This window comes from Massilia sp. CF038 (assembly GCF_900129765.1).
Lineage (GTDB): Bacteria > Pseudomonadota > Gammaproteobacteria > Burkholderiales > Burkholderiaceae_D > Telluria_A.
Genome location: NZ_FQWU01000009.1, coordinates 1 through 26,758, shown reverse-complemented (window position 1 = coordinate 26,758; position 26,758 = coordinate 1). Strand labels below are relative to the sequence as shown.

Here is a 26,758-nt window from a genome sequence, read left to right as displayed (position 1 = left end):
TATGCCTGATGACCATAGTAACTCGGTACCACCCCTTCCCATCCCGAACAGGACCGTGAAACGAGCTTACGCCGATGATAGTGCTGCAACCAGTGCGAAAGTAGGTTATCGTCAGGCTAGTTATAAGAGAAAAACCCCAGAGCAGAAATGCTTCTGGGGTTTTTTTTCGTCCCTACCGCTGGTGCAGTATCATTAACTCGTGCCCACTTCTGATTCTCCATGCCAGTCACTGACAATAACGAACTGATTCGTCGATCGATCTTGTTCCTCAGCCTGGGCGCAGGCATCGCATTTTTCGCTGTGCTGCTATTCTCTTTTGCCCGTCCGGTGATGGTCGAAACATGGGCGCGTGAAGCCATCGCACTGGAAGTCGAAAATCGCGTTGGCGAAGTGATACATGCATCCGCAAATTCAAAACTCATCAAATCTGCGGAGCGCATTCTTGCGCACAACAACAAAGAAATTGAAGAGGCCAGGGCTGCGCTAACAAGCCAACTGCCGTCGCGTATTGTCCTCATCATGGAGGCCATGGCCCACCCTGAATGCCCGTGTCGCCAGCGCGCATTGCACACCGAGCATGATGCGCAAAGCAGTCGGATTGGCGCGCTCATTAAAGACAACGCGCGCATCACCGCGCTGATCGAATCCAAGTACCTGGAAGTCGCACACTCGCTGCTGAGGGAAGTACACATCGTCAGCGCAGCGAACGGCGCAGTTCTCCTGCTTCTTTCAATGACAGCGTGGCGATGGAAGCGTCCCGCATTGCAGCTCCTGGCGCCAGCTGTTGTGATGGGTGGCGCCACTGTCCTTACCGCGGCCGCCTATTTACTTAACCAGAACTGGATGCATACAGTCTTGTTTGGTGTCTACGTGGGTTTTTACTATCTGGCCTACCTGTCGATCGCCTTGCTGTTCTTGGCGGACATTGTCTTCTGTCGTGCGCGGCTGACCTTGGCGCTGCTTGGGGGAGCTCTGGCGGCACTGGGGGCCGCATTGAGCGCTGCTTGCTGACCGCCTCAGGCAACCAGCAAGTCACTCCGGTGGCGGAGCGTCGGGGTCGTTGGCCGCTGGTTGTAGATCGGCAGCCGGTTCTTCGCCCACCAGATCGTGCACGGAGCATTGAAAGACATTGAGCAGGCCGTTGATGACGTCCATGTTCACTTTCAAGCTCTTGTTGTCGATGATGCGCAGCAGCTGCGCGTTGGAGATCTGCACGCCATCGCTGATCAGCATGCGCTGCAGCGCCGCGGAAGAGCGGATGCCGCGGCTGGCCATTAGCGTTCTGACGTGCAGGACGACCTGGCGGCGTCCACTGACTATAGGGAATTCTGTATTTGGTTTCATTGAAGGTCGTCCTCACACGACCCCATCATTGTAGCATTTCCCGCAGTAGACGCAAAAAACACGCATTAAATCAAAAAATATTTCATCAGATAGAATATTTTGCTTGCGCTTGCTCAAAACGCATGTCAGAATCACTCCATCGCATCACCAAACAACACCCAAGGAAGCTATCGTGAATACCAAGTCGAACATGCAACAACAACAGAGCCAGCGCACAGCGCCGGCCCTGGCGTTGCGTGGCTGGCTGGCCGGCACGCAGCGTCCCTTCGGCAAACGCGGGCACTCGGTCTATCCGGGCAAGCGCACGCAGCTCGCGTGTGAATGTAATCTGCGCCATTCCGATTGGACTCATAGCATCCGAGGGTTTATGCCCTTGTCGCACAGGATCACACCTTAGCGACTGACCTTACCGGTCATAGGCGAAAGCCCGGATGCTCTTTATCAGAGCACCCGGGCTTTTTGTTTTTGTGCCCGCGTTTTCGCAGCAAAGCTCACGTCATGCCACACAACGCTGGATGACAGAGCCTGGTAGAAAAGTCCCCTTGAGTGGGGCCGCCAGCCGGATAGCCCGGACCCACTGGCGCACAGTTCTTTAACAATCTGGAATGGTTTTATTGAATTCAGCCGGTAATGAAAAGCGTCCCTCACGATGTTTTCCATTGCGCTGGCTGGATCTGTGCGGAATTAGCTCAATTGGCAGAGCGCGACCCTTCCAAGGTCGAGGTCGAGGGTTCGAGGCCCTCATTCCGCTCCATTACGCGAGTCGCTTTTCCAATGAAAAGTGCATGGCCTGGCCAGGGAGAGGTTTTGCCCAAGGCGGTTGGCGTAATGGGTTTATCGGGTGGCGCGCAGCTCGCTGCTGTATTCGCCCCCTCCTTCATTTTCTTCCCCGGTAGCTCAGTTGGTAGAGCACTCGCCTGTTAAGCGAAAGCGCACTGGTTCGATGCCAGTCCGGGGAGCCAGTTTCAATTGTGGATTAGCTCAGCTGGTAGAGCACTTGACTTTGACTCAAGGTGTCGCAGGTTCGAACCCTGCATCCACTGCCAGTTTCCCCCGCGGCCTTCACGGTTGCGCAATGTGAGCGTGGCTGAATGGTCAGGCAGCGGATTGCAAATCCGTTTTATGCAGGTTCAAATCCTGTCACTCACTCCAGTTTTTCTCCGGTAGCTCAGTTGGAAGAGCATTCGCCTTTTAAGCGAAAGCGCACTGGTTCGAGTCCAGTTCGGGGAACCAGTTTCAATGGTGGCGTTAGCTCAGTTGGTAGAGCCCCGGATTGTGATTCCGGTGGTCACCGGTTCGAATCCGGTACGTCACCCCATGTTTTTGTCCCGGTAGCTCAATTGGCAGAGTTGCGGTTTCCAACACCGACGGTTGGGGGTTCGATTCCCTCCTGGGATGCCATATCACACTCGCCTTAGCTCAGATGGAAGAGCGCGACGCTACGAACGTCGAGGTCGCAGGTTCGATCCCTGCAGGCGGGTCCATTCAATGCAGCACACTCTTTCGCTTGCCGGACGCTCCTCACGGCAGCCGGCGGATGGATGTGTGCTGCGCCAATTTCGGAGGTTAGCTCAGCCAGGAAGAGCAGGGCGTTTGGTACGCCCAGGCCGCAAGTTCGATTCTTGCACCTCCGATCAGTTTTACGCCGATGCAGCGCATCTCGACGCGTTGCGGATGGCTCAAGATGTGCTTTCACGCAAAGCCGCAAGCCGGCAGTAGCCACCGATAGGCTGCGCGCGGCTTGCGAAGGCGCGGCGCCTGAAATAAGGCGCGCACAAGCTGTCATGTACGCCGAAAGTTTGTGTGCATGTCCCCGGAAAGCAACCGGGACTCTTTTTGCGCCCGTGGTGGAATTGGCAGACACGCCTGGCTTAGAACCAGGTGCCGCAAGGCTTCCGAGTTCAACTCTCGGCGGGCGCACCACAACAAACCATTCCAGATATTTTCCCTATGCCGACACCGGGCGCGGCTTGCCGTCCGGCGCAACCAAACAATGTGATGAATCGAAGACGAAGGTGATGTGATGATGACTCAAATTCTGGTCCTGGACGTCGCTGGACGGCCAGCAAAATGGATTTCCCCTAACGATGCAGCAATTTATTACGCCAACCGCAAAGTGGCTTGGGATCTGGGCGATGAGACCTTGACCCTGCGCGGTGGACACGACCGCAATGGCGAACAATCGCTGCTGACCGTCAAGCCGGTGATCGCGATTGCCGGCCGCGCCATGCTGGGCAGCGTACGTCAGGAATTGCCGCTCGGGGACCAGAATCACATGCTCTTCAAGCGCGATCGCCACATGTGCGCCTACTGCGGCGGGGTCTTTGCGCCCAAGGATTTGTCGCGCGACCACGTGCTGGCCAGTTCACGCGGCGGGCCGAATACCTTTGCCAACTGCGTTACTGCCTGCAAGAAGTGCAATGGCGAAAAGGGCGACAAGCTGGTCGAACAGTTCCGCCCGCTGCTCTACGTGCCCTACACCCCGTGCCGCAATGAGCACTTCATCCTGCAAGGCAGGAACATCCTGGCAGACCAGATGGCGTATCTGTCACTGAAACTGCCGCAGCATTCACGGCTGCGTTCCTGAGACAAGCAAGTAACGGCGCCCTGGCCGGACAGACGGATCAAGCGATCACGCCTGCCCGACCACGGGCGCCGTTTGTTGTTTTGAAATCCCCCGGCTGATGCTCTCGCCATCTTCGCGCCGCAAGCGCCAGAAAGTCAGCGACGACAGCGCCGTGACAATGGCCAGCGCCAGGAACGCATGATGCAGGGCCGAGGTCACCATGACGTGGTTGGTCTGCGGTACTTTCCCTAGATACCAGGCCGCCACGATCGAGCCGCCGGCCAAGCCAAAACTCATCGACAATTGCTGGAACGAACTCGACATCGTACTCGCCATGCTGGAGTCGGCATCGTTGATGTCAGCGTAGGCAAGCGAGTTCATGCTCGAAAACTGCATTGAATTGAAAAAGCCCTGCATGGCCGAAATCATGACGATGCACCAGAATGGGGTGGCCGCGTCCACCAGCGCATACAGGGCAATGGTGATGCCGATGAAGACCGTGTTGACGGTCAGGATTTGCCGGTAACCAAAGCGGCGCAGCAAGCGCTGCGACACAAACTTCATGCCCATGGCTGCCAGTGCGGCAGGCATCATCAACAGGCCCGATTGCCATGCGGGCAAGCCGATGCCGACCTGGTACAGCAGTGGCAAAAGGAAAGGCAGGCCGCCAATGCCAAGCCGCGTGACGAAGCCGCCCAGCACGGAAATGCGGAAGGTGCGCACCCGGAACAGTGCCAGGCGCAGCAGGGGGAACTCGGTACCACGTTCGTGCAGGGCGTAGCCGACCAGCAAACTGGCGGCAAGTACAAAACCCAGCGCCATCATTGCAGGCGACAAAGTGTGCTCGCCAAAAATCTCGAGCAGCCAGGACATGATGGCCGTGCCGGAACTGAACAGGGCCATGCCGACCACATCGAGCGGGCGCCGCGTCGCCGCGTGGTAGTCGGGCATGTAGCGCATCACCAGCCACAAGGCCACCATGCCTACCGGCACGTTGATAAAGAAGATGACGCGCCAGCTGGTCCAGTGCACGATCAGGCCGCCCAGCGTCGGTCCCAGCAAAGGCCCGATCAGTGCCGGGATGATAACGAAGTTCATCGCGCCCAGCAGCTCCGCCTTGGGGAAAGTGCGGATGATGGTCAGGCGCCCGACCGGCATCATCATGGCGCCGCCCAGGCCCTGCAGCAGGCGCGCCGCAATCATCATGGGCGTATTCACGGCCAGTCCGCACATGACCGAGGCCAGCGTAAAGACCACGATCGCCACCGCGAACACGCGCTTGGTGCCAAAACGGTCCGCCATCCAGCCGCTGACGGGAATGCCCACCGCCAGGCTCAGGATATAACTGGAAACAATGGACTTCAGGCTGAGCGGCGTGACTTGCAGGCTGGCCGCAATACTGGGAATGGCCGTGTTGACGATGGTGGCGTCGAGCTGTTCCATGAACAGCGCGGCGGCGACCACCCACGGCAAATACGTCTTGACGGCAGAATCGGCCAGGCTGACCTCACACTAATTTATCGACGGTGATCGGAAGATCGCGAATGCGCTTACCAGTGGCATGGTACACCGCGTTGGCCAAGGCTGCAGCCACACCCACGATACCGATTTCGCCTATCCCTTTCGCGCCCAGTGGATTGACGTGTGGATCGTTCTCTTCCACCACGCTGACGTCGATCTCGCCAATGTCGGCATTCACCGGCACATGGTAGTCGGCCAGGTTGGCATTGAGCGCACGGCCGGTGCGCCCGTCAATTTCGGTCTTTTCCATCAAGCCCATGCCCAGGCCCCACACCACACCGCCCAGCAACTGGCTGTGGCCGGTCTTCTTGTTGATCAGCTTGCCCACACCATAAGCGCCGACGACGCGCGGCACGCGGATGGTGCCCAGTTCTGGATCGACATGCACTTCGACAAAGACGGCGCCAAAGGCGTGCATCGAGTACTGCTTTTTCTCGTCGCCAGGCGCCGATTCGCTGTCGGCCTCGACCGGCTTGCCGCCATTGCGCGCGACCAGAGCAGCCATCGCTTCGCGCCGCTCCGGTGCACCGCGCACACTGAGCCAGCCGTTCTCGGCGACAAGGTCGGCAGCAGCGCTGCCCTTCAAGGGCGAGCGCTGATCGGCCGCGGCCATGGCGGCCAGTTTCTCGCGCAACGCGGTGGCAGCGGCGTGCACGGCCGGCCCCACGCTGGCCACAGTCATCGAGCCGCCGGAGACGGGCGCCTCCGGCATCGCGGTGTCGCCCAGTTCAAAGCGCACTTTCGTTACCGGCACCCCCAGTGCGTCCGCAGCAATCTGCGTCATCACGGTGTAGGTGCCCGTCCCAAGGTCATGCGTGCCGCTGCGCACCACCACACTGCCATCGGCATGCAGGGCGGCAGATGCTTTGGATTTCTGGCGATTGGTTGGATAGGTCGCTGTGGCCATGCCCCAGCCCACCAGTGTTTTTCCCTCGCGCATGGAACGCGGTTCGGCGGTCCGGCGTGCCCAGCCAAATCGTTCCGCCGCGACCCGGTAGCATTCGCGCAGCGATTTACTGGAATAAGGCAGATTTTTCTCGGGATCCGTTTCGGCGTAATTTTGCAGGCGCAATTGAACCGGGTCCATCTTGAGCTTGTAAGCCAGCTCGTCCAGCGCGGATTCCAGCGCAAAACTGCCGCTCGCCTCGCCCGGCGCGCGCATATAGGTGGGCACGCCCAGATGCATGCTGGCATAGCGGTGCGTGGTGCGTGCGCTTTCAGCGTTGTAGAGTGAGCGCGATACCAGCGCGCAAGGCTCAAGGAAGTCGTCCAGGAAGGCGGTGTGGGAAATCGAGTCGTGCTGCACGGCAGTCAGTTTGCCGTCCCTGGCGGCGCCGAGCCGCAGATGTTGCTCGGTCATCGGCCGCGCGCCCACCGGGCCGAACATTTGCTGGCGCTCCACCACCAGTTTCACCGGCCGCGCTACCACCTTCGATGCCATGGCAGCGAGCATCACGTGCGACCATGGCGTGCCTTTGCTGCCGAAGCCGCCGCCCACAAACGGACAATGCACGCGCACCTTGTCTGGCGCAATACCAAACGTTTTGGCAGCCGCTTTGCGTGCACCCCCGACATACTGGGTCGAATCATGCAGCGTCAGCTGGTCGCCTTCCCACACAGCGATGGTGGCATGCGGCTCCATGGGATTGTGATTTTCGACCGGCGTGGTGTAGACCGCATCCATCCGCTGCGCGGCGCGCGACATTCCGCCCGCCAGATTGCCGCGACTGGAATCGGTGGGCTTTTCAGGCTGGCTGGGGGGCTTGCGCAAATTCTGTTTGGCCTTGCGGAAGTCCAGTACGGCGGGGGTGGCCGCATAGCGCACCGCGAGATGACGCGCGGCGTCGCGTGCCTGCTCCAGGGACTCGGCGACCACCACGGCGATGGGCTGGCCGTTGTAGTGCACCACATTGTCTTGCAGCAGCGAGAGCTTGGCCCCTGCCGGCGCCCCCGGTGGCGGCTTTTCCTGCTTTGGCAGCCTTGGCGCATTTTGCGGCGTCAACACCGCCAGCACGCCGGGCATGGCGCTGGCAGCGGCGGTGTCGATGCTGCTGATGGTGCCGCTGGGGATGGTGCTGAGCACCATGACCGCGTGGCTCAGCTTGTCAATCGGGTGCTCGGCAGAATACAGCGCGCCGCCTGTGACCTTGAGAAAACCGTCGGTACGGTCGATGCCTTGTCCAATGATGCTCATGCGACCCCCTCGGCGGTACGCAGCGCTCTGACGATGGCGCGCTGGACCAGTTCGATCTTGAATTTGTTGTCCTTGAATGCACGCGCGCCTGCCGTCAGTGCTTTGGCTGCCGCGATGCGGTGATCATCCGTCAGGTTTTTCCCCTGCAGCAGCGTTTCGGCAGCGGCAAGGCGCCACGGCTTGTGTGCCACGCCGCCCAGTGCAATGCGGGCCTTGCGCACCATGCCGCCTTCCATGTCGAGCGCCGCGGCAACCGAGACCAGCGCAAAGGCGTAACTGGCCCGGTCGCGAATTTTCAGATAGTGCGCATGCAGCGCGAACGGTGAGGCCGGCAAGTCGACCCCGACAATCATCTCGCCCGGGAGCAGCATGGTGTCGACCTCCGGCTTGTTGCCTGGCAAACGATGGAAATCGGTGGCGGCGATGACGCGGTCGCCGCGCGGCGTGGCGATCACGACCGATGCGTCCAGCGCCGCCAGCGCAACGTTCATGTCCGAGGGGTTGACGGCAATGCAGGCATTGCTGGCGCCCAGGATCGCATGCACGCGGCTGTAGCCTTCGCGCGCGCCGCAGCCCGAGCCGGGCTTGCGCTTGTTGCACATATCAAAGGCGGTATCGGTGAAGTAAGGACAGCGCGTGCGCTGCATCAGGTTGCCGCCAATGGTCGCCATATTGCGCAGCTGCGGCGAGGCGCCTGACAGCAGCGCTTGCGACAGCAGCGGATAACGTTCCCGGATCAGCCGATGGTTGGCGGTGTCGCTGTTACGTGCCAGCGCGCCGATGCGCACACCGCCATCGGCCAGTTCGGTGATCTGGTCCAGCCCGATCCGGGTGATATCGATCAGCCGCACCGGATGCTCCACATCGGCCTTGATCAAGTCCAGCAAATTGGTGCCGCCGCCAATGAATTTGGCGCCAGGCTGCTGGGCCAGACGCACGGCGTGGGCGGGATCGGTGGCCCGGTCATAGTAGATGGATTGCATGTCGGCTCCGGTCAGGATGAACGTGTGGCCACCACCTTGATGGCGGTCACGATGTTCGGGTAGGCGCCGCAGCGGCACAGATTGCCGCTCATGCGCTCGCGAATTTCTGTGCTGTTCATGTCCACGGGCCGGATGCGCATGTCGGGACTGACGGCACTCGCCGTGCCTGCACGCATCTCGTCGATGCAGGCGACGGCCGAACAGATCTGACCCGGTGTGCAATAGCCGCACTGGAAGGCGTCATGCTCGATGAAGGCGGCCTGGATCGGGGCCAGCTGGCCATTGCTGGCGATGCCTTCGATCGTGGTGATCTTGTCGCCTTCATGCATGATGGCCAGCGTCAGACAGCTGTTGATACGCCGTCCATTGACCAGCACCGTGCAGGCACCGCACTGGCCGCGGTCGCAGCCTTTCTTGGTGCCGGTCATGCCAATGTGCTCGCGCAGGGCGTCAAGCAAGGTCACGCGCGGTTCCAGTGACAATTGATGCTGTTTGCCGTTGATGTCTAGCGTCACTTTTTGCGCTGGCGCTGCCGGGGCGGGCAAGGGCGGCGCGGACGGTGCGGCAGTCGCGGTCACTGGCAGATTGACCACTGCCGCTGCGGCCGCTGCCGTCTGCATGAAGCCGCGCCGGGACAGACGCAAGGTGGGTTCGTCCAGATCGTTGTCGGGCGGCATGTGCGGCATGATGGAAGTCTCTCGGGCATGAGTGGAAGGTTCGATTATCCCCATGCAAGCTGGCCCATCTGTGCCGGACTTCACATAGTGGCCACTTCCCAACAACCATGTCATCCGCCAAAACGGTGGTTCCATCCGCGTTTTTGCGTCGTTCACATCCTTCATCCCGGCACGGCGTTAAAGCTTGCATACGATGGTGGCCTTCCTCGATGGCGAGGAATTTCATGGGAAACTTTATGATGCATGCTTCGGGACGCCGGCTGTACTTCTTTGTTGCCTGCGCAGCGCTGCTGCTTGCGGGCTGTGGTGGTGGGGGCAGCACGCCCACACCCACTCCCGATCCAGTGGCCTTGCCCTTGGTAAGCATGTCGCCCGCCGGGAGCACGCAGGCGGCCAATGCCGAGGTCGATGCCTATGTGCAGGCCAAGATGACGGAGGGGAAAATCCCAGGCCTGTCGCTGGCAGTGCTCGAGAATGGCCGGCTGCTGTATGCCAAGTCCTATGGCTATGCGGATCTGGACGCCAGGCTACCCCTGCGGCCCGAACACCGCATGGAAATCGGTTCCATCAGCAAGACCTTCGCCGCGGCTGGCGCCATGCTGCTGGTGGACGAGGGCAAACTCGACCTCGATGCCAAAGTCAGCACCTATATCGGCCCGGTGATTCCAAGCTGGGAAGCCATCACGGTGCGGCACTTGCTCAATCACAGTTCCGGTCTGCCGGAATATCCCACCGATGCCAGCCGTGACATTGTGGAGGGCAAGCGCATTTTGTCCGAAGAGGAAATTCTTGCCATCTACAAGACCTTTCCCTCGACCCGGACGCCGGGCCTGAGCTGGTCCTACAGCAACGTTGGCTACGATGTTCTCGGCATCATCCTGAGCCGGGTCAGCGGTCGACACTACGGTGCCTACCTGCGGGACAAAATGTTCACGCCGCTGGGGATGCGCGAAATCCGTATCATGGCCCCGAACGAGAGCCCCGCAGGCAATGCCACCGGCTATGCCATGGTCGGGAGCAAACTGGTGGCCGATAGCGCAAGTCCGGGCCTGCGCAACTATGGGTCGCTCGCTGCCAGCGGCGTCGAAGCGAGCTTGATGGATATGGTGAAGTACGATGCAGCCTTGCGTGGCAACACTTTGTTGCGCCAGTCCAGCCTGGATGCAATGTTCTCCATTTCCATCAGCACGGGCCTGACCACGGGACCCACCAAGGCGCCAGCGAACTTTGGCCTGGGCTGGTTCCTCGCGCTGATTGGCAGCGAGCACAAAAGCTTTCACTCCGGTGGGATGCCTGGCTACATTTGCAATTTCATTCATTACCAGGAGGCGGGTATTACCGTCATTGTCCTGACCAACCAGGGTTTCCAGGGCCAGATGCCGCAAACGGTGACGCAGGGGGTGGCACGCATGTATCGGCCCAGCCTGCCGGAATAAGCATGCTACCGGCAGGCAGCAGGCAACCCGTGCGAATCTGTCCCCCTTTCAGTGCAGCACCCGTTGCAGGCTCAGTACCACCGCCACGCCATCCGGCTGGTTGCTCAGGCTGATTGTGCCACCCATCTTGGCCATGTAGATTTTGGCGACAAACAAGCCTTGGCCACGATTGCCTGCCGCACCCGAGTCCGGCTGGTCCGACACACCGTACTCAAATACTTTGCCGATCAGCTCTTCGTCGACCCGCGGGCCGCGATTGAAAATGGTGATGGTGGCGCCGGTCTGGGTGGCGTCGAGCGTGAGCAGGATGGCGCTGCCCTCGGTCCGGTAACGGGCGGCATTCTTGAGCACGTGGGTGACGACATCTTCAAGACAATATGCGTCGGCCCGCGCGACCACTTGCCCGGCGCTACCGGCGAAGCGCACCTTGTCGATGCCGGAAAATGGGGCATTGACGGCCACGTGCTCGAGGAAGGCGGACAAGTCGAGCTCGCCAACCTGGATCACGCTGGCCTGGAAGGCCTCGCTCGGCGAGGCGCTGCCATACAGCACGCGGATCGCCTGTTGCATGCGCGCCAGATAGCGTTTGCTCTGCTCATCGCCAGCGGCATGCATGGCCATCAGTGCCTGCAGCGGCGACATGATTTCATGCCCCACCGCATGCCACATGTCGCGTTCCTGCTCAGCGCGAATTGTTTCTCGCTCGACATCTTCACGCACGCGGCGCAGTAAGTCATGCAGGCAGCTTGCCAGCACGCCCAGCTCGTCTTCGCCACGCAGATCGGACACGTCGAACTCGTCCGCAGCGCCCTGGCCCTTGACGGTTTTGGCGACCGAATCGGCGCGCCGGGTCAGTGCACGGACGCGGCTGATGACGCCCACCTCCACCACCAGCCAGGCCAGGAGCAAGGCCAGCAGCATGGCGCCGACGAACCAGCTCAGGCGGCTGGCGACCACGCTCAAACTCTTGGACACGCTGCGCACGTCACCGTTCAAGGCGACTTCATAGCGCCCGCTGGGGATGGCGATGATGTCGGTCGCGCTCAGTGGCACGTCGTAGGCGTCGACCGGGAGCTGGCGGATCAGACTGGTCAACAGCTGCCATGAGGGATGCGCTTCCGGTACCGGGCCGGTCAGCTCCACCAGCGTGGGCTGGGTGGCGCCATCGAGTTTTCTGATGCGCAGGGTTTCACCAGGGAGCAGGGCGGATCGCAGGTCGGACAGGGCAAACGGCTTGACTGCGCTGCCGGCACTGCTGTCGAGCAGGGGCGGACCCGTGCCGGGGGCGAGCACTGTAACGCGGACCGCGATTTGCGCAAGGTCGGCCGGTGGCCACACGGGACGCTTGCTGTCGAACAAGGCGTCGCGCAGCACGTCCACTGGCAAGCGGATGGAAAAGAACGCATTGCGCAGGCAATTGTCCGAGGTGGCGCTCTGGATGGTGCATGCGTCGTTTTGCCAGATCCAGCCGCGGAAATCGCGCACGGGCTTGAGGTTGCGGTAGGTGCTCAGCCCAGCCTTGAAGCCGGTCAGGCGCCCGCGCAATCCCGGGCCGCTTTTGGTGCCCGGCTCGTCCGGCGCCAGTTCGAAGGGTGCGATCCAGGCGTACTGCTGGCCGCGCATGGCGAGGGAGACCAGCACACGATGCGATTGGTCGAGGATGGCGTCGCCGCGCTGGTGCGCCACCAGCGCCGTGCTGTCGAAGCTGCCTGCCACGTAGACATAGCCGCCGTGCCAGGCATTGTTGCCAACACCGACGCACAGATTGCCGCTGGTGCCATATTGGACCAGGCAGCCCGACAGCGCCACTGCCTGTTCCACCTTGTTCTGGTCGTCGAAATCGAGCGAAGCGTAGGGCAAGAGTACCGGGTGCAGGGGCGCCGCTGCCGGGCCGCCGCGCGGCGGGTTAAGCAACGCCAGTTGACCGGACGGATGGCGCAAGGTGGCCCCAATCTGTTGCGCGGTCTTCTGGAAGCCGGCCTGGTAATTGTTGTAGCTTAGCTGCTTTTCCTGCTGCAGCACCGATACCGCCAGCCCCAGCGTGGCCAGCGCCAGCAACAGGAAAGCGGCGCGCAGCAGGATGCGCAGGCGGTAGCGCACGATGCGCAGAAAACCGAACGCCATGTCAGCGCGCGACCCAGCGAAAACCGCGCATCGGCACGTTTTCGATGCCGTCGAACGCCGGATCAATCTCGCGCAAGGCATCGCGGATGGTACTCACGTGCTTGCGGATGTTGTCGCGGTTGCGACCGCTCTTGACGACCTCGAACAGTTCGTCATACGAGACCACCTCGCCGCGCCGCGCAAACAGGGCGGCCAGGATGCGCTGAGCCGTGAGCGGGAGATTGATCTTGTGGCCGCGCCAGACCGGGTTGCGCTGGCGCAGCGGATCGATCTCCAGTTCCGCGCCGCTCGGCGTGGCTTGGCGGGTCGGGTCCGCGCCTCTTGCGCTGACGGCGCGCAGGATTTCGAGGAAGGTGTCGGTAAAGTCGCACTCCTCGAAGGTGGCCTTCTGCAGGTAATCCCAGGCGTCCAGCGCTTTCATGATGCTGCGGTAGATGGTGGCGGGCATGGCCGATACCACCAGCACCGGCGTCGCGTGCTGTTTGTTGATGGCGTTGATGATGGCCACACCCGCGTGCCGTTCGCGGCCCAGCTCGATGTCGAGCACCACCAGGTCGTAGCGGATGCGCGCAATCGCGCTTTGTGCATCATCGCGGTTGAACCATTGATCGACCGCGATGCCCGGCTTGGCCGCTTCGATCCACGCCTTGAGCTGGTTGCTGGTCGGCAGGTCGTCTTCGATGACGGCCACTCGTGCCATGTTCTGCTCCGCTTGATTTGATACCAGCGAGTATCCCTGTTTTTTGGGAAAAAGTCATACCGGCGGCGTGAGTGTTTCTTCACACGCCGTGAAGAGATTGACCGGACTGCGCCATTGAACCTTCCGCCGTCCTGGCCGCACCATGCAGTACCGGGCCCGCATCGGCTGGCCGGAACCGACCAACAGAGGCGAACAGTGAACAAGATGTCCCAGCGAATCAAGACAATCGTACAAGCGGGACGCAGCTCCCTGGCCGCCGGCGCGGCGCGGCTGGCGGGCGCGGTGCGCGGCGGCGCCCAGGCGACGCCCCTGGCGGCGCTGGGCCGGGTCAGTCTCCTCCTCGGTCTGATGGGCGCAGCTGGCTATCTGCTGTTCCAGCATCCGCCGCTGCACACGGTGGCGCCCGGCCACGTGGGGGTGCGGGTCAACCAGTTGACCGGGACCAGCACGACGGTGCGCGAAGGCGCCTTGTGGGTACTGCCGGGAATGCACCAGGTGCGCGAACTGTCGCTGTTCGACCAGCTGTACCGGCCGGCGGCGACCGGTGAAGCGCCGTTCCAGTCGCTTGAGGGGCTGGCGCTGGGCGTCGACCTGTCGGTGCGCTACGCGCTCGACCCGGCGCGCATGCAGACCATCTCCACCCACCTGCCGCCGGATATCAATGGCGCCATCGTCGAACCGGCGGTACAGGGAGTCATCTACAAGGTGTTTACCCGCTACACGGTGCGCGAGATCTTTTCGTCCAAGCGCGCCGAAATTCAGCAGTTGATCGAGGCCGAACTCAAGCCGCGCCTGGCAGCTGACGGGATCATCCTGCGTGGCGTGGCGATTGGCAAAATCAGCCTGCCCGCGGAGTACAAGGCAGGCATGGAACGCTTGCTGGCCGAGGAACTAGAGACCCAGAAGATGCGTTACACCCTGGAGCTGAAGGAAAAGCAGGTGCAGCAAAAGGCGCTCGAAGCCGAGGCCGACAAGGTCCAGCGTGAAAAAGCGGCCGAGGCGGCCGGCAACGAGCAGATCATCGCCGCCCGCGCTCAGGAGCAAGCCATGAAGCACGTGCTGCCGTTCAAGGAAAAGCAGATTGCGCAGCGCCAGCTGGAGGCCGAGGCCGACAAGGTGGCCCGCATCCGCACCTCGGAAGGCAGCGCCCAGGCGCGCGTGATCGAAGCGGCCGGCGAGGCCGACTCGCGCCGCAAGCTGGCTGACGCCGAAGCGTATCGCCAGGACCTGGTCGGCAGAGTTGCCAGCGTCCAGATGGAGCGCGAAGGGGTGCTGCTGTCGCGCCATCCACTGCTGATTCAAAAGACCATGGCCGATAAATTGTCGGACAAGGTGTCGGTGATCATCGCCCCGGCGCCGACTGATGGCGGCTTTATCGGTGCTGCCCTGCTGGGTGGCGCCAAGCCGGCGCCGAGCAAGCTGGCTGAGCAAGCCGCTGCCGCGCCAGCGGAGGAAGAATAATCATGCCCGGGACCCTAATGGTGGCAGCGGCGCTCGCCTCAATGGCAATCGTCGGCCAGGATAACGTGCAGCTGCGCGCGGCGCCGCGCGACTCGGCCCAGCAGCAGGCCATTCTGTGGCAGGGTGACAGCCTGGAAATTCGGGGCGTCAAGGGCGACTACCTGCAAGTGTACGACCACCGGCGCGAGCGGGCTGGCTACGTGCGTGCAACCCAGGCCCGCCCGATCTCGCTCAAGCCGGCGGACGCCGGCGAGTTGCTGGCAGTGGTGCGCTTCTTGAAGGACACGCCGGGCGCAGAAGCGCTGGGCATTGCCTACACGGCGGCTTACCTGAAGGCGGCGCCGGCAGCGGAAATTGGCGCGGAAACCTTTGACGCACTTGGTGGCATGGCCGAGCGCCTGGGCCGGCGCGCGTCGATCCGGCAGGGCAAGGCGCTCGATCCGGCGCTGGCCGCGCACATGGAAGTGGTGCAGCAGTATGGCGTGGTGTTGCGCGGCTACGAGAACGATGGCCGCATCCAGCTGTGCTACGACGGCGACGCCTATCGCCGCGTGCTGGCGCTGCCCGCCGACCCGGCCCAGCAGGCGCGCGCTGCGCTGGGACTGACGCGCCAGGAATGTCTGGACCCGGCCCAGCGTCCGAGCGAGCGGCGCAGTACCGACGTCTGGCGCGCCCAGCTGCTCGACCAGGTCGCCATGCCTGACCTGGCGCCACACTGGCAAAACCGGATCCAGATGCGGCGCGCCAACGTGTGGGCAGCGCTGGCGTTCGACCGCGCACGGCAAGGACTGGCGCCGCAGGAAGCAGGCCAGCGCGCGCTCGACGCCTTGGCCAGCGTCAGCAAGATCGATCTCGCCGACGAAGACCAGGCCCCGTATGCCGAGGCCGCTGTGCGGGTGGGGAGCACGATCTGGGCGGGACAGCCGGTGCCTGCGGTCAACTCCGGCTTGCGCATTGTGACGGCATCGGGCCAGCCGGGCGAAACCTGTGTGTCGCTGGTGGCGCAGGGGGGCGCCCATGCGCCGGCGCTGGCCAGTCGCTGCACCTACGGGATTGTGTGGCCAGCGTCGGCGCGGGCCAACGCCACAGGCAGCGCGCTGACGCTGGCGGTGCAGCCGATGGCAGCCTGGCGCGAAATGTGGCTGTTCCGCCAGGACGGGAAGGGCTGGAGCATCGACGTGCTGCCACCCTCGTCGCAAGACCCGGCCCTCGGTTATGCCGAATTTGCCGGCTGGGTGCCCGGCACGCCAAAAATGCTGGTGGTGCGCGAGGCGCGCGTTGAGGGGCGCATCAAACGCCGCTTCGAAGTGCTCGACATGACGACCCTGGCAGTGGAGAAATCGGCGGACAAGCCGGAGTTTCTGACCTTGTTCCATCGCTGGCAGGATCCGCGATGGCAGCGCGCGACGGTGAGCCTGCGCTGAGCTATCCCCCGATCAGGCGCCTTCATCCACGCTTTTGGCAGCTCCGTCATGATCGTTCACCACCGTGGCAGGTCGCGCCATATCATGCGTTCGACTCCTCGACTGGCGAGGATTTTCCGGGACCGCCACATGATGCAAACCCCTACCCGCCGCCTGCTGATGGCCGCTTTCACGCTTTCACTGCTCTCTGCCTGCGGGGGCGGCGACGACCCGCCGCCCGCAACCAGTGTGAACAAGCTCCTGTCGGTGAGCACGGCGCCGGCCGGCAGCGCCCAGGCTGCGCGGCCTGACGTTGACGCCTATGTGCAGGAGATGGTCAAGCAGCACGGGCTTCCAGGCCTGTCGCTGGCAGTGATGGAAAATGGCCAGCTGGTATATGCCAAGGCCTACGGTTACGCCAACCTGGAAAGCGCAGTCCCGGCCAAACCCGAGCACCGTTTCGAAATCGGCTCGATCAGCAAGTCTTTCGTGGCGCTGGGGGTGATGCTGCTGGTTGAAGAAGGCAAGATCAACCTGGAAGCACGCGCCGAAACCTATCTTGGCCCGTTGCCGCCAGCGCTGGCGTCGATCACCGTGCGCCAGCTTCTGGCCCACACTTCCGGGCTGCAGGAAAATCTGGACGCCGCCGGCACCAGGGCGGTGTCGGCGCGCACCTCCTTGATCACCGAAGCCGAGACACTTGAGCTGATCAAGCCGATGCCGCTCCTGTTTGCACCGGGATCGAGCTGGTCCTACAGTAACCTCGGCTACGACATGCTTGGCTTCGTGATTAGTAAAGTCAGCGGCAAGTTCTACGGCGACTTCCTGCAGGAGCGCGTTTTCGGACCGCTGAAGATGACGGAGACGCGCTTGATCAAGCCGTACGGGCCGACGGCTGGTACGGTCATGGGCTACCAGCGCGAAGGAACCGCAGTGCGCCCGTACGTGCGTTCGGAGGTCTGGCGCAGCTGGGCGTCGCAGGGCGAGGGCAGCATCGAGTCGACCACGCTCGATATGGTCAAGTACAACGCCGAGCTGCGCCAGCAAACCTTGCTGTCCCCGCAGGGGTATGCGCAGATGTGGACAGCCAATGCACTGGTGCAGGCACGCAAGGACCCGAACAATCGCTTCGATTCAGACATCCACTACGGATTGGGATGGATGCTCAGTAACGTCGATGGCCATTTCAAGGTCTACCACTCCGGCGGCATGCCCGCCTTCACCACCGACTTCATTCGCTACCCGGATGACGGCATCTCGGTGCTTGTGCTGACCAACCTGGGCGAAGCGGGGGAGGCGCCGATGAAAGTGTCGCGCTATGTGGCCAAGATGTTCCGGCCGGCGCTGCCATATTGCTGCGACCGATGACAGAAGAATGCCGTGGTGCGCCTGACAGCGCGTATACTCCGGCATCGATACTCTCCATCGCGCCATGGCTGATCCTCTCTCCCGACCGTTCCGCTGGCGAAGCCCTGGCCTGGCCTGGGTCCTGCTGGGCGTTTGCGCGCTGCACGCGCATTCGATGATGCCGTACTGGCTGTTTTGGGACAATCCTCAGTTCTTCGCGCCGGTGGAGACAATTTCCTTCGCCTTCCACCTCCTGGTGGGGTTGCATTTGTGGGCCTGCGTGGCGTGGCTTAGCCCTTTTCTCGCGCGCCGCTACCCCGAACAGCTTGCGCCGCGCATGGTGTTCGGCCAGCTGGCGGTGTTCGGTATTGTGCTGTTGCTGACGATTGCGGTCTACCTGAATGTATTCCCGCTGGTGATGGGGCGCGATGTGAAGCCTGGTGGTCAATTTTCGCTAGTGGTGCGCGCGTGGATCATTGCCTCCGTCATCTACGGCTGGCTGCTGCTGCGCGACCACGCCGACGGGCAGGCCGAACGGGCTTCGCGTCTGCTGCTGGAAACCGATGCCATGGCAACGGATGTCGATCGCAGCGAACTGGCCATGCTCGAGGCGCAGATCGAACCCCACTTCTTGTTCAATACGCTGGCCCACGTCAAGCGGCTGTACCGGTTGCGCGACAGCGGCGCCGAACAGGTACTCGAACGCCTGATCGACTACCTGGAGTGCGCCCTGCCGGCCTTGCGCAAGCCGGACTGGAAAGTGGGCGACGAGCTGGCGCTGGTGGAACTGTATCTGAACCTGATCGCGCAGCGCTTTGGCGACCGCCTGCGCTACCACATCACAGCGCCGGCCGACGCCAGGGCGCTATTGTTCCCGGCGCTGACGATCGCCACCCTGGTTGAAAACGCGGTACGGCATGGTGTCGGGCCGAAGGCCGGGCGCGGCACCATCAATGTCAGCGCCGTGGTGCATGAAGGGCAGTTGCAAGTCGAGGTGAGCGACGACGGCGTGGGCATTCGGGAAGCATCCGGCAAAGGGCTGGGGCTCGCGACGGTGCGGGCACGCCTGCGCGGTTTCTTTGGGCAGAAGGCGCAGCTGGCGGTGGGACCGCGCAGCGCCGGTGGCGTGATAGCGTCGATCCGGGTCGGCGCGGGAGAATCCCGTGCGTGATCTGGCCGTCATTGTGCGCAGGCGGTTGTTGGCCGATCTGCCAAGATCGATCGGTTTCGCGTTTGCCGGTGCTGCCACCGTGCAGGTGATCGACATTCCCGAATGGATTGAAAAGATCAGCCTTCCTGGACGCGATTTGTGGTGGTTCCTGCCGGTGTTTTCGCGCACGATGGTGTCGACCATGGTGGCTGGGCTGCTGGTTGTGCTGACAATTCGGCTGTGCACCGACGACGGCCGCAATCTTCTGCGCCGGCCATGGCGCTTTTTGCTGCTGTTGCTGGCGGGGTGCTGCGTTGCGACGGCGCTCTCCTGGTGCGTGCATCATGCCATCAGCCTTGGTATGGGCTTGCCGGTCAGGCTGCGCCTGGAATATGTATTCGACGTCTGGATGAAGACGCTGCTGTGGGGTGGTTTGCTGGGGTGGTTGTATTTGTGGTCGCTCCAGCGTTCTGCCGACCAGCTGGCGCTGGCTGGCTTGCTTGGCAAGCGTGCCGTACTGGCCCGTCAGCTTGCCAGTTCGCGCTTGGGCGAGGCGCGCGCACGCATCGACCCCGCAATGGTCGCCCGCATTCTCGGACGTGTCCAGGCGCGCTATCGCGACGATCCGGATGTTGCAGCGCAGCTGCTCGACCAGTTAATCGCTTATCTGCGCTTGGCCATGCACCGGCGCCATGGCGAATCCGTCGAACCTGCGCTGGCTGATGCGCAAGTACGTTCAGCCCTTGAACAACTCATTGAAATGGAAGGACGGTCTGATGCGGCAGTCAGTCGATAAGCCCGGTCCGAGCGCGCTGATCGTCGAAGACGAACCGGCGCTTGCGGACGAGTTGCACGAACTGTTGGCCACCTTGTGGCCCGAATTGCAGATCATTGGCCATGCACACGATGGCGTGGACGCTTTGCGCCAGGTAGCACGGGTCGCCCCGGATATTGTATTCCTCGACATCCAGATCCCGGACCCGAACGGGCTCGATGTGGCACGCATGCTGCGCGACCGCTGCCACATCGTCTTTGTGACGGCGTATGACGTGCATGCACTGGAAGCCTTCGATAGCGGCGCGGTTGACTACATCCTCAAACCGATCCATCCCGAGCGCATGGCGCTGACGGTCAGGCGGCTGCGTCAGCGGGTTGACGCCGCGCCGGCCGACCTGAGCGCGATGCTCGACAAGCTGCAGGCCCGGCGCGGCGCGCCATCGTACATGCGCTGGATTACGGCGTCGGTTGGCAGCGCGCTCAGGCTGATCATGATCGACGATGTATTGTTCTTCCAGTCCGAGCAGAAGTACACCAGAGTGGTGCTGGCGGACTCGGAGGTGCTGATCAAGAAGACCATCAAGGAACTGGTGGCAGAACTGGATCCCGAACAGTTTTGGCAGACCCACAGGTCGACCATTGTGAATGCGGCGGAGATTGCCAGCATTGAACCCAACATGGCTGGGCAGCTAAGCCTCAAGCTGCGCAGCCGACGCGAGCAGCTGCCCGTGGCCGAGTCGTTTGTGCGGCGCTTCAGACAGATGTAGAGCGCAGTGGCGCAGCCTGGCGGCCGCGTTCGCGAGCCGCTACATCAGCGTAGTGCTTGACCCACCTGTTCCCAGTCCAACCCAAATCGTGCCAGGTACTTTTTGAGCCGGTCTGCATCATTCGGCTTGCTCTTCGCCTCCCGCGACACGTTAAACAGCTTGCGCCCCGCGTCCGACAGCGACTTCGACCGCCTGCAGACAGTAATGACCGCGCCAAGCTGGATGGCATCGAACAGGTCGAGCGCGGCAGCACCGTCCTCTCCCAAGACTGCAGACAAATCCGGGGCTGCGCTTGGCACCGCTCCATGATGCCGCCAAAGCCGCTGCAAGCGAGACACTTCCTGGTCGACGATGACAGCGCTGATCCCGCCCGCATCGGCCAGCGTCGCCATTCGTGTTACCGATGCCGAGAGGTCGCGAAAGTTCCCGCTCCAAAGCGCTTCAGGTGAGGTCGCAAAGCGCATATAACGTTCCCGCGCTTCTTTATTAAAGCGCACCATCTGACCGTTCTCTGCGCTGAACTGGTTGAGCAGGTAGGCCAGATTCGGTTCGATATCTTCGGGCCGTTCGGCCAGGCCAGGCAGGGCATACGTCCACAGATTGATCCGAGCGTACAGATCCTCACGGAAGCGGCCGGCCACCACATCTTCCGACAGGTCGCGGTTGGTACCGGCAATCAATTGAAAGTCGCTTTGTACTTCATTGTCGCTGCCGACCGGGAGGAAGCGTTTTTCCTCGATTGCCTTGAGCAGCATGGCTTGCTCATCTGCGCCCAGTTCGCCAATTTCGTCGAGGAACAGCAAGCCTTTGTGGGCACTTTTCAACAGGCCCGGACGGTCTGAGGCGGCGCCCGTGAAGGCGCCCTTAATATGACCAAACAGCGTCGATGCGGCCCCGTCCCCGTGCAAGGTGGCGCAGTTGAGTTCGACGAATTTGCCATCGATCTGATGGCGCGCTTTTTTCAATTCATACACGCGCCGCGCCAGGAAGGACTTTCCCGCGCCAGTCGGCCCCATCAACAGCATTGGTGCTCTGGATTTGATGGCCACGTGTTCGATCTCGTCGATCATGTCGTTAAAGCGGGCATTACGGGTGGCGATACCCGATTTGAGGAAGGCCACACCTTCGGCCTGTTCATGAGAGAAGCGCTGCGCGATCTGGTCATAGCGCGACAAATCAAGGTCAATCAGCGCATACGTGCCGGGTTCGCCGACACCTTGCCGGCGGGGCGGCGAGGTCTGTACCAGCCGGCCCGGGAAGAAGCGCGCCTCAGTCATCAGGAACAGGCAGATCTGAACCACATGGGTGCCGGTGGTGATGTGGATCCAATAGTCCTCGCGATCGGGGTCGAACGGGTAGGACTTGGCAAAGTCAAACAAAGCAGCGTAAACGTTCTCGAAGTCCCACGCGTCCTTGATCTCAAGCGCATGCGGCACGACCGTTGTCTCCGGTGATACGGCCGCAATGTCGTTGGCCACCTCACTTATCAGCGTGCCAAAGTCGCCGTTATAGAGCAGGTCGAAGCGATCGACCACCACATCGTCATGCTGAGTCAGTGCCACCGTCGGGCGCCATTTCTCCCATCGGTCGCTGCCTTTGCCGCGGTCAAGCTGTGTGCCGATGAAACCGATGACGACTGTGCGCTTCTTCATTTTGCGATAAATTTTTATCTAAAAAGATAATTCTACACGACGGCGCTGTCGAGGCGCAGAGATTGACAATTTTTAGAGAGTGTCAATTTATTATTTAAAATCAATGGCTTGTCAAACAAGTGCTGATTCTCATCAACGCTGGCACGGCGTTTGCAATAGGAGGGATACAACAAGATAAAAACAAGGAAATGAAAAATGGCGAACGTCCAGTTGTTCCAAACCCTGAAAGGCCGCTTCCTGGCGCCGGCCAATGCAGCAAATGCATGCAATGCACCGGCCTACCAGATGAGCGCCAAGCATCAGCTGGCGCAATACGCCGCGACCGGCTGCCTGAACGCGACTTACTACGCCAGCGCCGAAGCGCAGCTGGCCAAGCTGCTGGAGTTGAGCGAGCAGGTCGATGTCACCTTTATTGCGCAGACCGCCGTGTATTGCCGTGAACGTGGTTACATGAAGGATACGCCAGCCTTGCTGGCCGCGGTCCTGGCGGCAAAAGGCGCGCCCGAGTTGGCGCCCACCTTCAAGCGCGTGATCAATAATGGCAAGATGCTGCGTAACTTTGTTCAGATCGTGCGTTCCGGCGCCGCCGGCCGAAAATCGCTGGGTACCCGCCCGAAGAAGCTGGTGCAGGCATGGCTCAATCATGCGACTGAAGCGCAATTGCTGTCGGCCTCGGTCGGTAACGCACCTTCGCTGGCCGACGTGGTCAAGATGGTGCATCCAAAGCCGGCCGAGGCATGGCGTGAAGCTTTTTTTGCCTGGCTGATTGGCAAGCCATATAAGGTGGATGCATTGCCGCCCGCGTTAAAAGCGTTCGAGGCGTACAAGGCCGACCAGTCGCTGCCATTGCCAGAAGTGCCGTTCCAGATGTTGACGGCGCTGGATTTGTCAGCTGCGGCATGGGCACAAATCGCCCGCAATGGCGGCTGGCAGATGGTCCGCATGAATTTGAACACCTTTGCGCGGCATGGTGTATTTGACGTACCGGGGATGACCGAGCTGGTAGCGGCCAAACTGCGCGATCCGGAGGCGATTGCCAAAGCGGGCGTCTTTCCTTACCAGTTAATGGCGGCTTACAAGGCAGCCTCGGACGAGGTGCCCCACGTTGTATGTGAGGCCCTGCAGGATGCACTTGAAATCGCGCTGGTCAATGTGCCTGAGATTGGCGGAAAGATTGTCATCTGTCCGGATGTGTCGGGATCCATGCATTCGCCGGTGTCGGGTTATCGCGGCTCGGCGACGTCGGCAATGCGCTGCATTGATGTGGCGGCGCTGGTGTCGGCAGCCATGCTGCGCAAGAATCAGGGTGCTTTGGTCATGCCATTTGAGAACGTGGTGGTGAAGTGCGATTTGAATCCACGCGATTCGGTCATGAGCAATGCGCAGAAACTGGCGGCAATCGGTGGCGGTGGTACCAACTGCAGCGCGCCGCTGGCGCTGATGAACCATCGGGGTATCAAGGCGGACCTGGTGATTTATGTGTCGGATAACGAGTCGTGGATGGACCAGCGCCAGAAAGGTACCGCGACAATGGTCGAATGGAATTTTTTCAAGGTACGCAATCCGCATGCACGGCTGGTGTGCATCGATTGCACGCCGAATGCGACCACGCAGGCGCAGGAACGCGATGACGTGCTCAATATTGGCGGCTTCTCGGATGATGTTTTCAAGATCATTGCAGCGTTCAGCGCCGGCCAGTTGGGCGCTGATCACTGGGTTGGCGAGATATCGGCAGTGCAGCTGCAAAGTGCAGCATAGTTTTTAAGGTTTTGAGCCTGGCGGGAATGCCGGCGTGATTACATCCCAAAAAAAATCACGCTGAACCCTTGTCCTGGCGGTGCTCAAATTGTTTCACCCCGAATGCTGGCAAGACTACATCTTTGGAATGGCGGCGATGCGCCGATTGTCTTGTCAACCCTTGTCGGGACTATTTAGATGAATGCAGGTGGAACTACATTGGGTAGAGCGCCGGAGGAAGCTCCGGAGGTCCCTGGTTCAATCCCAGGCTGGCGCAAGCCAAGTAGCTCAGGTTTTAAAGGCGTTTCACCGATCCTTGTCATCACCCCAATTTAATTGAGAAAAGAAATGAAAAAAGAAGAATACGACGTTATGAATATCGAAGGTGGCCGCCATGTCAAAATGTGGACCAAGGGCGTACCGGTCGAAGAATCAGCAAAGCAGCAACTGGCCAATACCGCCAAGATGCCATTCATTTACAAACACCTGGCCGTGATGCCAGACGTGCACCTGGGTAAAGGTTCGACCATCGGTAGCGTAATTCCGACCCTGGGAGCCATTATTCCGGCGGCCGTGGGCGTGGATATTGGTTGCGGCATGATGGCAGCCAAGACCACGCTGACCGCCAACGACCTGCCTGATAGCCTGGCGAAGCTGCGTTCGGCCATGGAGCGCGCGATCCCGCACGGAATGTCGCCGAAGACCCGTGGTTTCCGTGGCCGCGATGAAGGTTCGTGGAACACCCCACCGGAAGCGGTGGACGTGGCATGGGCGGCGCTGAAAGATGAGTTCGATGCGATCTGCCTGAAAACGCCCAAGCTGAAAAACACCAACAACTACAAGCACCTGGGGACCCTGGGTAGCGGTAACCACTTCGTGGAAGTGTGCCTGGACGAGGTTGGCTTCGTCTGGTTCATGCTGCATTCGGGTTCGCGTGGCGTGGGCAATGCGATCGGTACCCACTTTATTGAATTGGCCAAGCAGGACATGCGCCGCCACTTCATTAACCTGCCGGATCAGGATCTGGCTTACCTGGCCGAAGGCACTGAGCACTACAACGATTACGTCAAGGCGGTGAGCTGGGCGCAGAAGTTTGCGCGCATGAACCGCGAAGTCATGATGCAGAATCTGATCGCGGCGGTGCGCACTGTAATTACCAAGCCGTTCGAGACGCACTTGGAAGCGGTCAACTGTCACCACAACTATGTGCAGAAAGAGCACCACTTCGGTAAGGACGTGCTGATCACCCGTAAGGGTGCCGTGTCGGCGCGTGCCGGTGAGCTGGGTATTATCCCGGGATCGATGGGCGCCAAAAGCTTTATTGTGCGTGGCAAGGGGAACGAGGACAGCTTCAACAGCTGCAGCCACGGTGCTGGCCGCACCATGAGCCGTACCGAAGCGAAGCGTCGCTTTACTGTGGCCGACCATATCAAGGCGACAGAGGGCGTGGAATGCCGTAAAGATGAAAACGTGATTGACGAAATCCCGATGGCTTACAAGGACATCGACGCCGTCATGCACGCGCAGCGCGATCTGGTTGAAGTGGTGCATACCCTCAAGCAGGTGGTTTGTGTCAAAGGATGAAAGAAGAAGAAAAATGATTGAATTGGATGGCGCCACCGGAGAGGGTGGCGGACAAGTGCTGCGCAGCGCGCTGACCTTGTCAATGATTACCGGGCAGCCGTTCCGGATTGTGAATATTCGGGCAGGCCGCGCCAAGCCTGGTTTGCTGCGCCAGCATCTGGTGGCGGTGCAGGCTGCGGCGGCCGTGAGCGGTGCGACGGTCGCCGGTGCCGAATTGGGTTCGACCTCGCTGACGTTTTCGCCCAGGGCGATCAAGGGCGGCGATTACCAGTTTGCCATTGGCAGTGCCGGCAGCTGCACGCTGGTATTGCAAACGCTGATACCGGCGTTGTTGTTTGCCGATGCGCCGTCCAGCGTGCGCGTGAGTGGCGGCACGCATAACCCCATGGCGCCACCCGCCCAGTTCTTGCAGCGCTCTTATGTGCCGCTGCTCGCCGCCATGGGCGCGAATGTCGATGTTGCGCTGCTGCGCGCCGGCTTCTTCCCGGCTGGTGGTGGCGTGGTGGTCGCCACCGTAACGCCTTGCGTGCAATTGAAGCAGCTCTCGCTGATGGAGCGTGGCGAGCGTCGTGGCGGATATGCCGAGGCGCTCGTGGCCGGTATTCCAGGCGCTGTTGGTCAGCGTGAACTTGAATGCGTCGGAACCGGTATGGGCTGGGGTGAAGAACAATTGCTGATGCGCGGCTTACCTGCGGAGCAGGGGCCGGGCAATGCTTTGCTGATCACGCTCGAGTATGAGCATGTGACCGAGGTGGTGGTCGCGTTCGGCGAGAAAGCGGTGCGTTCCGAGATTGTGGCGAAACACGCCGTCAATGAAGCGCGCCGTTATATTGCCTCCGGCGCTGCGGTTGGCGAGCATCTGGCAGACCAGTTGATGCTGCCGATGGCGCTGGCGGGCGGTGGCAGCTTTACGGCGGAGTCAGTGTCGCAGCATGCGCTGACCAATGCCGAGGTCATTTCCGTATTCCTGCCGGTGACGTTCAGTTTTGAAAAGGAGAGCCTTGCCAGTGGTGAGCGTCATACCATTCGAGTAGCGACGGTGTCATGACGCGTGACCATTCTTCTTAAAAGACCCTTGCCAGCCCGGCGGGGCTTTGCTATAGTTCGCCTCCCGCTGAAAAGCGGGCTGTTTCGAAAGAGATAGCGCAGTAAAAAAGAGAGTTGACGAAGTACGCGAAACGCTGCATAATCTCACCTCTCTGCTGCTTACGAACACAACGCTTCGTGATGTGCAGCAAGGCAGTGCCGAATAAAGTTCTTTAACAATTAACAGTCGATAAGTGTGGGCGTTTGATGAAGGTGCCAAAGACTTCGGTCTTTGAATACTTAAATTAT

General features: G+C 61.2%; 20 protein-coding genes, 9 tRNA genes and 1 rRNA gene. 22 read left to right on the top strand and 8 right to left on the bottom strand.

Features of this window, described 5'->3' with window-relative positions; all coding sequences use genetic code 11:
* The first annotated feature begins 4 nt into the window (after window positions 1-4).
* Together rrf and BUC24_RS26090 are read left to right on the top strand one after the other, a co-directional pair.
* Window positions 5-117 (top strand): 5S ribosomal RNA (rrf, locus tag BUC24_RS26095).
* Window positions 118-219: 102 nt separating this feature from the next.
* Window positions 220-1,011 (top strand): hypothetical protein, encoded by a 792-nt coding sequence (locus tag BUC24_RS26090; protein WP_073223629.1) that lies wholly within the window; start codon window positions 220-222, stop codon window positions 1,009-1,011.
* A gap of 21 nt (window positions 1,012-1,032) precedes the next feature.
* Here BUC24_RS26090 and BUC24_RS26085 read toward each other — a convergent pair whose 3' ends face one another.
* Entirely contained in the window at window positions 1,033-1,344 is a 312-nt protein-coding gene (locus BUC24_RS26085; RefSeq protein ID WP_083599173.1) for a helix-turn-helix domain-containing protein, read from the bottom strand.
* A 678-nt stretch (window positions 1,345-2,022) separates the two neighbouring features.
* On the opposite strand from BUC24_RS26085, the gene BUC24_RS26080 reads away from it, so the two are divergent.
* From BUC24_RS26080 to BUC24_RS26030, 10 genes are all read left to right on the top strand, one after another.
* Window positions 2,023-2,098 (top strand) — tRNA-Gly (locus BUC24_RS26080).
* A gap of 132 nt (window positions 2,099-2,230) precedes the next feature.
* Window positions 2,231-2,306 (top strand) — tRNA-Asn (locus BUC24_RS26075).
* 115 nt (window positions 2,307-2,421) lie between these two features.
* Window positions 2,422-2,496, top strand: a tRNA-Cys gene (locus tag BUC24_RS26065).
* A gap of 5 nt (window positions 2,497-2,501) precedes the next feature.
* A tRNA-Lys gene (locus tag BUC24_RS26060) sits at window positions 2,502-2,577 on the top strand.
* A 9-nt stretch (window positions 2,578-2,586) separates the two neighbouring features.
* Window positions 2,587-2,662, top strand: a tRNA-His gene (locus tag BUC24_RS26055).
* Window positions 2,663-2,669: 7 nt separating this feature from the next.
* Window positions 2,670-2,745, top strand: a tRNA-Trp gene (locus BUC24_RS26050).
* 7 nt (window positions 2,746-2,752) lie between these two features.
* Window positions 2,753-2,828 (top strand) — tRNA-Arg (locus BUC24_RS26045).
* A gap of 76 nt (window positions 2,829-2,904) precedes the next feature.
* A tRNA-Pro gene (locus BUC24_RS26040) sits at window positions 2,905-2,978 on the top strand.
* Between the two features lie 204 nt (window positions 2,979-3,182).
* Window positions 3,183-3,267: transfer RNA gene (locus BUC24_RS26035), tRNA-Leu, on the top strand.
* A gap of 100 nt (window positions 3,268-3,367) precedes the next feature.
* The gene (locus BUC24_RS26030; protein ID WP_073223625.1) at window positions 3,368-3,931 is read left to right on the top strand and encodes an HNH endonuclease; all 564 of its coding nucleotides are present in this window, start codon (window positions 3,368-3,370) and stop codon (window positions 3,929-3,931) included.
* Window positions 3,932-3,976: 45 nt separating this feature from the next.
* Here the strand turns inward: BUC24_RS26030 and BUC24_RS26025 are convergent, their stop codons facing one another.
* From BUC24_RS26025 to BUC24_RS26010, 4 genes are read right to left on the bottom strand one after another with little or no spacing between them, the layout of a single operon-like run.
* Window positions 3,977-5,383 (bottom strand): DHA2 family efflux MFS transporter permease subunit, encoded by a 1,407-nt coding sequence (locus BUC24_RS26025; protein ID WP_267873494.1) that lies wholly within the window; start codon window positions 5,381-5,383, stop codon window positions 3,977-3,979.
* 34 nt (window positions 5,384-5,417) lie between these two features.
* Window positions 5,418-7,625, bottom strand: a complete 2,208-nt coding sequence (locus tag BUC24_RS26020) for a xanthine dehydrogenase family protein molybdopterin-binding subunit (RefSeq protein WP_073223622.1) — start codon at window positions 7,623-7,625, stop codon at window positions 5,418-5,420.
* Window positions 7,622-8,608: an FAD binding domain-containing protein gene (locus BUC24_RS26015; protein ID WP_073223620.1), complete on the bottom strand. Its 987-nt coding sequence runs from the start codon at window positions 8,606-8,608 to the stop codon at window positions 7,622-7,624. The genes BUC24_RS26020 and BUC24_RS26015 overlap by 4 nt, the downstream gene beginning before the upstream one ends.
* Before the next feature lie 11 nt (window positions 8,609-8,619).
* Window positions 8,620-9,294, bottom strand: coding sequence for a 2Fe-2S iron-sulfur cluster-binding protein (locus BUC24_RS26010; protein WP_073223616.1), 675 nt, complete (start codon window positions 9,292-9,294; stop codon window positions 8,620-8,622).
* Window positions 9,295-9,521: 227 nt separating this feature from the next.
* On the opposite strand from BUC24_RS26010, the gene BUC24_RS26005 reads away from it, so the two are divergent.
* The gene (locus tag BUC24_RS26005; protein WP_229448901.1) at window positions 9,522-10,721 is read left to right on the top strand and encodes a serine hydrolase domain-containing protein; all 1,200 of its coding nucleotides are present in this window, start codon (window positions 9,522-9,524) and stop codon (window positions 10,719-10,721) included.
* Window positions 10,722-10,769: 48 nt separating this feature from the next.
* On the opposite strand, the gene BUC24_RS26000 is transcribed toward BUC24_RS26005, so the two are convergent.
* Window positions 10,770-12,845 carry a sensor histidine kinase gene (locus BUC24_RS26000; protein WP_073223614.1) on the bottom strand — a complete coding sequence of 692 codons (2,076 nt, stop codon included), beginning with the start codon at window positions 12,843-12,845 and terminating at the stop codon, window positions 10,770-10,772.
* 1 nt (window position 12,846) lies between these two features.
* Complete coding sequence (locus BUC24_RS25995) at window positions 12,847-13,545, bottom strand: response regulator transcription factor (RefSeq protein ID WP_073223612.1); 699 nt, start codon at window positions 13,543-13,545, stop codon at window positions 12,847-12,849.
* Between the two features lie 204 nt (window positions 13,546-13,749).
* Between BUC24_RS25995 and BUC24_RS25990 the strand changes: the two genes are divergently transcribed.
* The 6 genes from BUC24_RS25990 (at window position 13,750) to BUC24_RS25965 (ending at window position 20,450) form a co-directional block, all read left to right on the top strand.
* A complete protein-coding gene (locus BUC24_RS25990; RefSeq protein WP_073223633.1) occupies window positions 13,750-15,006 on the top strand; it encodes an SPFH domain-containing protein in 1,257 nt (418 codons plus the stop codon).
* A gap of 2 nt (window positions 15,007-15,008) precedes the next feature.
* The gene (locus BUC24_RS25985) at window positions 15,009-16,430 is read left to right on the top strand and encodes a hypothetical protein (protein ID WP_373887987.1); all 1,422 of its coding nucleotides are present in this window, start codon (window positions 15,009-15,011) and stop codon (window positions 16,428-16,430) included.
* A gap of 129 nt (window positions 16,431-16,559) precedes the next feature.
* Window positions 16,560-17,777: a serine hydrolase domain-containing protein gene (locus BUC24_RS25980; RefSeq protein WP_229448899.1), complete on the top strand. Its 1,218-nt coding sequence runs from the start codon at window positions 16,560-16,562 to the stop codon at window positions 17,775-17,777.
* A gap of 64 nt (window positions 17,778-17,841) precedes the next feature.
* Entirely contained in the window at window positions 17,842-18,927 is a 1,086-nt protein-coding gene (locus tag BUC24_RS25975; protein ID WP_083599172.1) for a sensor histidine kinase, read from the top strand.
* A complete protein-coding gene (locus tag BUC24_RS25970; RefSeq protein WP_073223605.1) occupies window positions 18,920-19,702 on the top strand; it encodes a hypothetical protein in 783 nt (260 codons plus the stop codon). Before BUC24_RS25975 ends, BUC24_RS25970 begins: the two co-directional genes overlap by 8 nt.
* Window positions 19,683-20,450 (top strand): LytR/AlgR family response regulator transcription factor, encoded by a 768-nt coding sequence (locus BUC24_RS25965; RefSeq protein WP_073223603.1) that lies wholly within the window; start codon window positions 19,683-19,685, stop codon window positions 20,448-20,450. Before BUC24_RS25970 ends, BUC24_RS25965 begins: the two co-directional genes overlap by 20 nt.
* Before the next feature lie 44 nt (window positions 20,451-20,494).
* Here the strand turns inward: BUC24_RS25965 and rtcR are convergent, their stop codons facing one another.
* Window positions 20,495-22,102 carry an RNA repair transcriptional activator RtcR gene (gene rtcR / locus BUC24_RS25960; RefSeq protein WP_073223601.1) on the bottom strand — a complete coding sequence of 536 codons (1,608 nt, stop codon included), beginning with the start codon at window positions 22,100-22,102 and terminating at the stop codon, window positions 20,495-20,497.
* 195 nt (window positions 22,103-22,297) lie between these two features.
* Here rtcR and BUC24_RS25955 point away from each other — a divergent pair, with 195 nt between their 5' ends.
* The 3 genes from BUC24_RS25955 (at window position 22,298) to rtcA (ending at window position 26,471) form a co-directional block, all read left to right on the top strand.
* Complete coding sequence (locus BUC24_RS25955) at window positions 22,298-23,860, top strand: vWA domain-containing protein (RefSeq protein ID WP_073223599.1); 1,563 nt, start codon at window positions 22,298-22,300, stop codon at window positions 23,858-23,860.
* A gap of 327 nt (window positions 23,861-24,187) precedes the next feature.
* Complete coding sequence (locus BUC24_RS25950; protein WP_073223598.1) at window positions 24,188-25,423, top strand: RtcB family protein; 1,236 nt, start codon at window positions 24,188-24,190, stop codon at window positions 25,421-25,423.
* Between the two features lie 13 nt (window positions 25,424-25,436).
* Window positions 25,437-26,471, top strand: coding sequence for an RNA 3'-terminal phosphate cyclase (gene rtcA, locus BUC24_RS25945; RefSeq protein ID WP_073223596.1), 1,035 nt, complete (start codon window positions 25,437-25,439; stop codon window positions 26,469-26,471).
* Window positions 26,472-26,758: the final 287 nt, after the last annotated feature.

Coding starts and splice junctions, on each gene's coding strand:
- BUC24_RS25985 (WP_373887987.1), top strand. CDS start 15,009: ATGCCCGGGACCCTAATGGTGGCAGCGGCGCTCGCCTCAATGGCAATC.
- rtcA (WP_073223596.1), top strand. CDS start 25,437: ATGATTGAATTGGATGGCGCCACCGGAGAGGGTGGCGGACAAGTGCTG.
- BUC24_RS25955 (WP_073223599.1), top strand. CDS start 22,298: ATGGCGAACGTCCAGTTGTTCCAAACCCTGAAAGGCCGCTTCCTGGCG.
- BUC24_RS25995 (WP_073223612.1), bottom strand. CDS start 13,545: ATGGCACGAGTGGCCGTCATCGAAGACGACCTGCCGACCAGCAACCAG.
- BUC24_RS26020 (WP_073223622.1), bottom strand. CDS start 7,625: ATGAGCATCATTGGACAAGGCATCGACCGTACCGACGGTTTTCTCAAG.
- BUC24_RS26000 (WP_073223614.1), bottom strand. CDS start 12,845: ATGGCGTTCGGTTTTCTGCGCATCGTGCGCTACCGCCTGCGCATCCTG.
- BUC24_RS26010 (WP_073223616.1), bottom strand. CDS start 9,294: ATGCCGCACATGCCGCCCGACAACGATCTGGACGAACCCACCTTGCGT.
- BUC24_RS25950 (WP_073223598.1), top strand. CDS start 24,188: ATGAAAAAAGAAGAATACGACGTTATGAATATCGAAGGTGGCCGCCAT.
- rtcR (WP_073223601.1), bottom strand. CDS start 22,102: ATGAAGAAGCGCACAGTCGTCATCGGTTTCATCGGCACACAGCTTGAC.
- BUC24_RS25975 (WP_083599172.1), top strand. CDS start 17,842: ATGGCTGATCCTCTCTCCCGACCGTTCCGCTGGCGAAGCCCTGGCCTG.
- BUC24_RS26015 (WP_073223620.1), bottom strand. CDS start 8,608: ATGCAATCCATCTACTATGACCGGGCCACCGATCCCGCCCACGCCGTG.
- BUC24_RS26085 (WP_083599173.1), bottom strand. CDS start 1,344: ATGAAACCAAATACAGAATTCCCTATAGTCAGTGGACGCCGCCAGGTC.
- BUC24_RS26030 (WP_073223625.1), top strand. CDS start 3,368: ATGATGACTCAAATTCTGGTCCTGGACGTCGCTGGACGGCCAGCAAAA.
- BUC24_RS25980 (WP_229448899.1), top strand. CDS start 16,560: ATGATGCAAACCCCTACCCGCCGCCTGCTGATGGCCGCTTTCACGCTT.
- BUC24_RS26090 (WP_073223629.1), top strand. CDS start 220: ATGCCAGTCACTGACAATAACGAACTGATTCGTCGATCGATCTTGTTC.
- BUC24_RS26005 (WP_229448901.1), top strand. CDS start 9,522: ATGATGCATGCTTCGGGACGCCGGCTGTACTTCTTTGTTGCCTGCGCA.
- BUC24_RS25990 (WP_073223633.1), top strand. CDS start 13,750: ATGTCCCAGCGAATCAAGACAATCGTACAAGCGGGACGCAGCTCCCTG.
- BUC24_RS25965 (WP_073223603.1), top strand. CDS start 19,683: ATGCGGCAGTCAGTCGATAAGCCCGGTCCGAGCGCGCTGATCGTCGAA.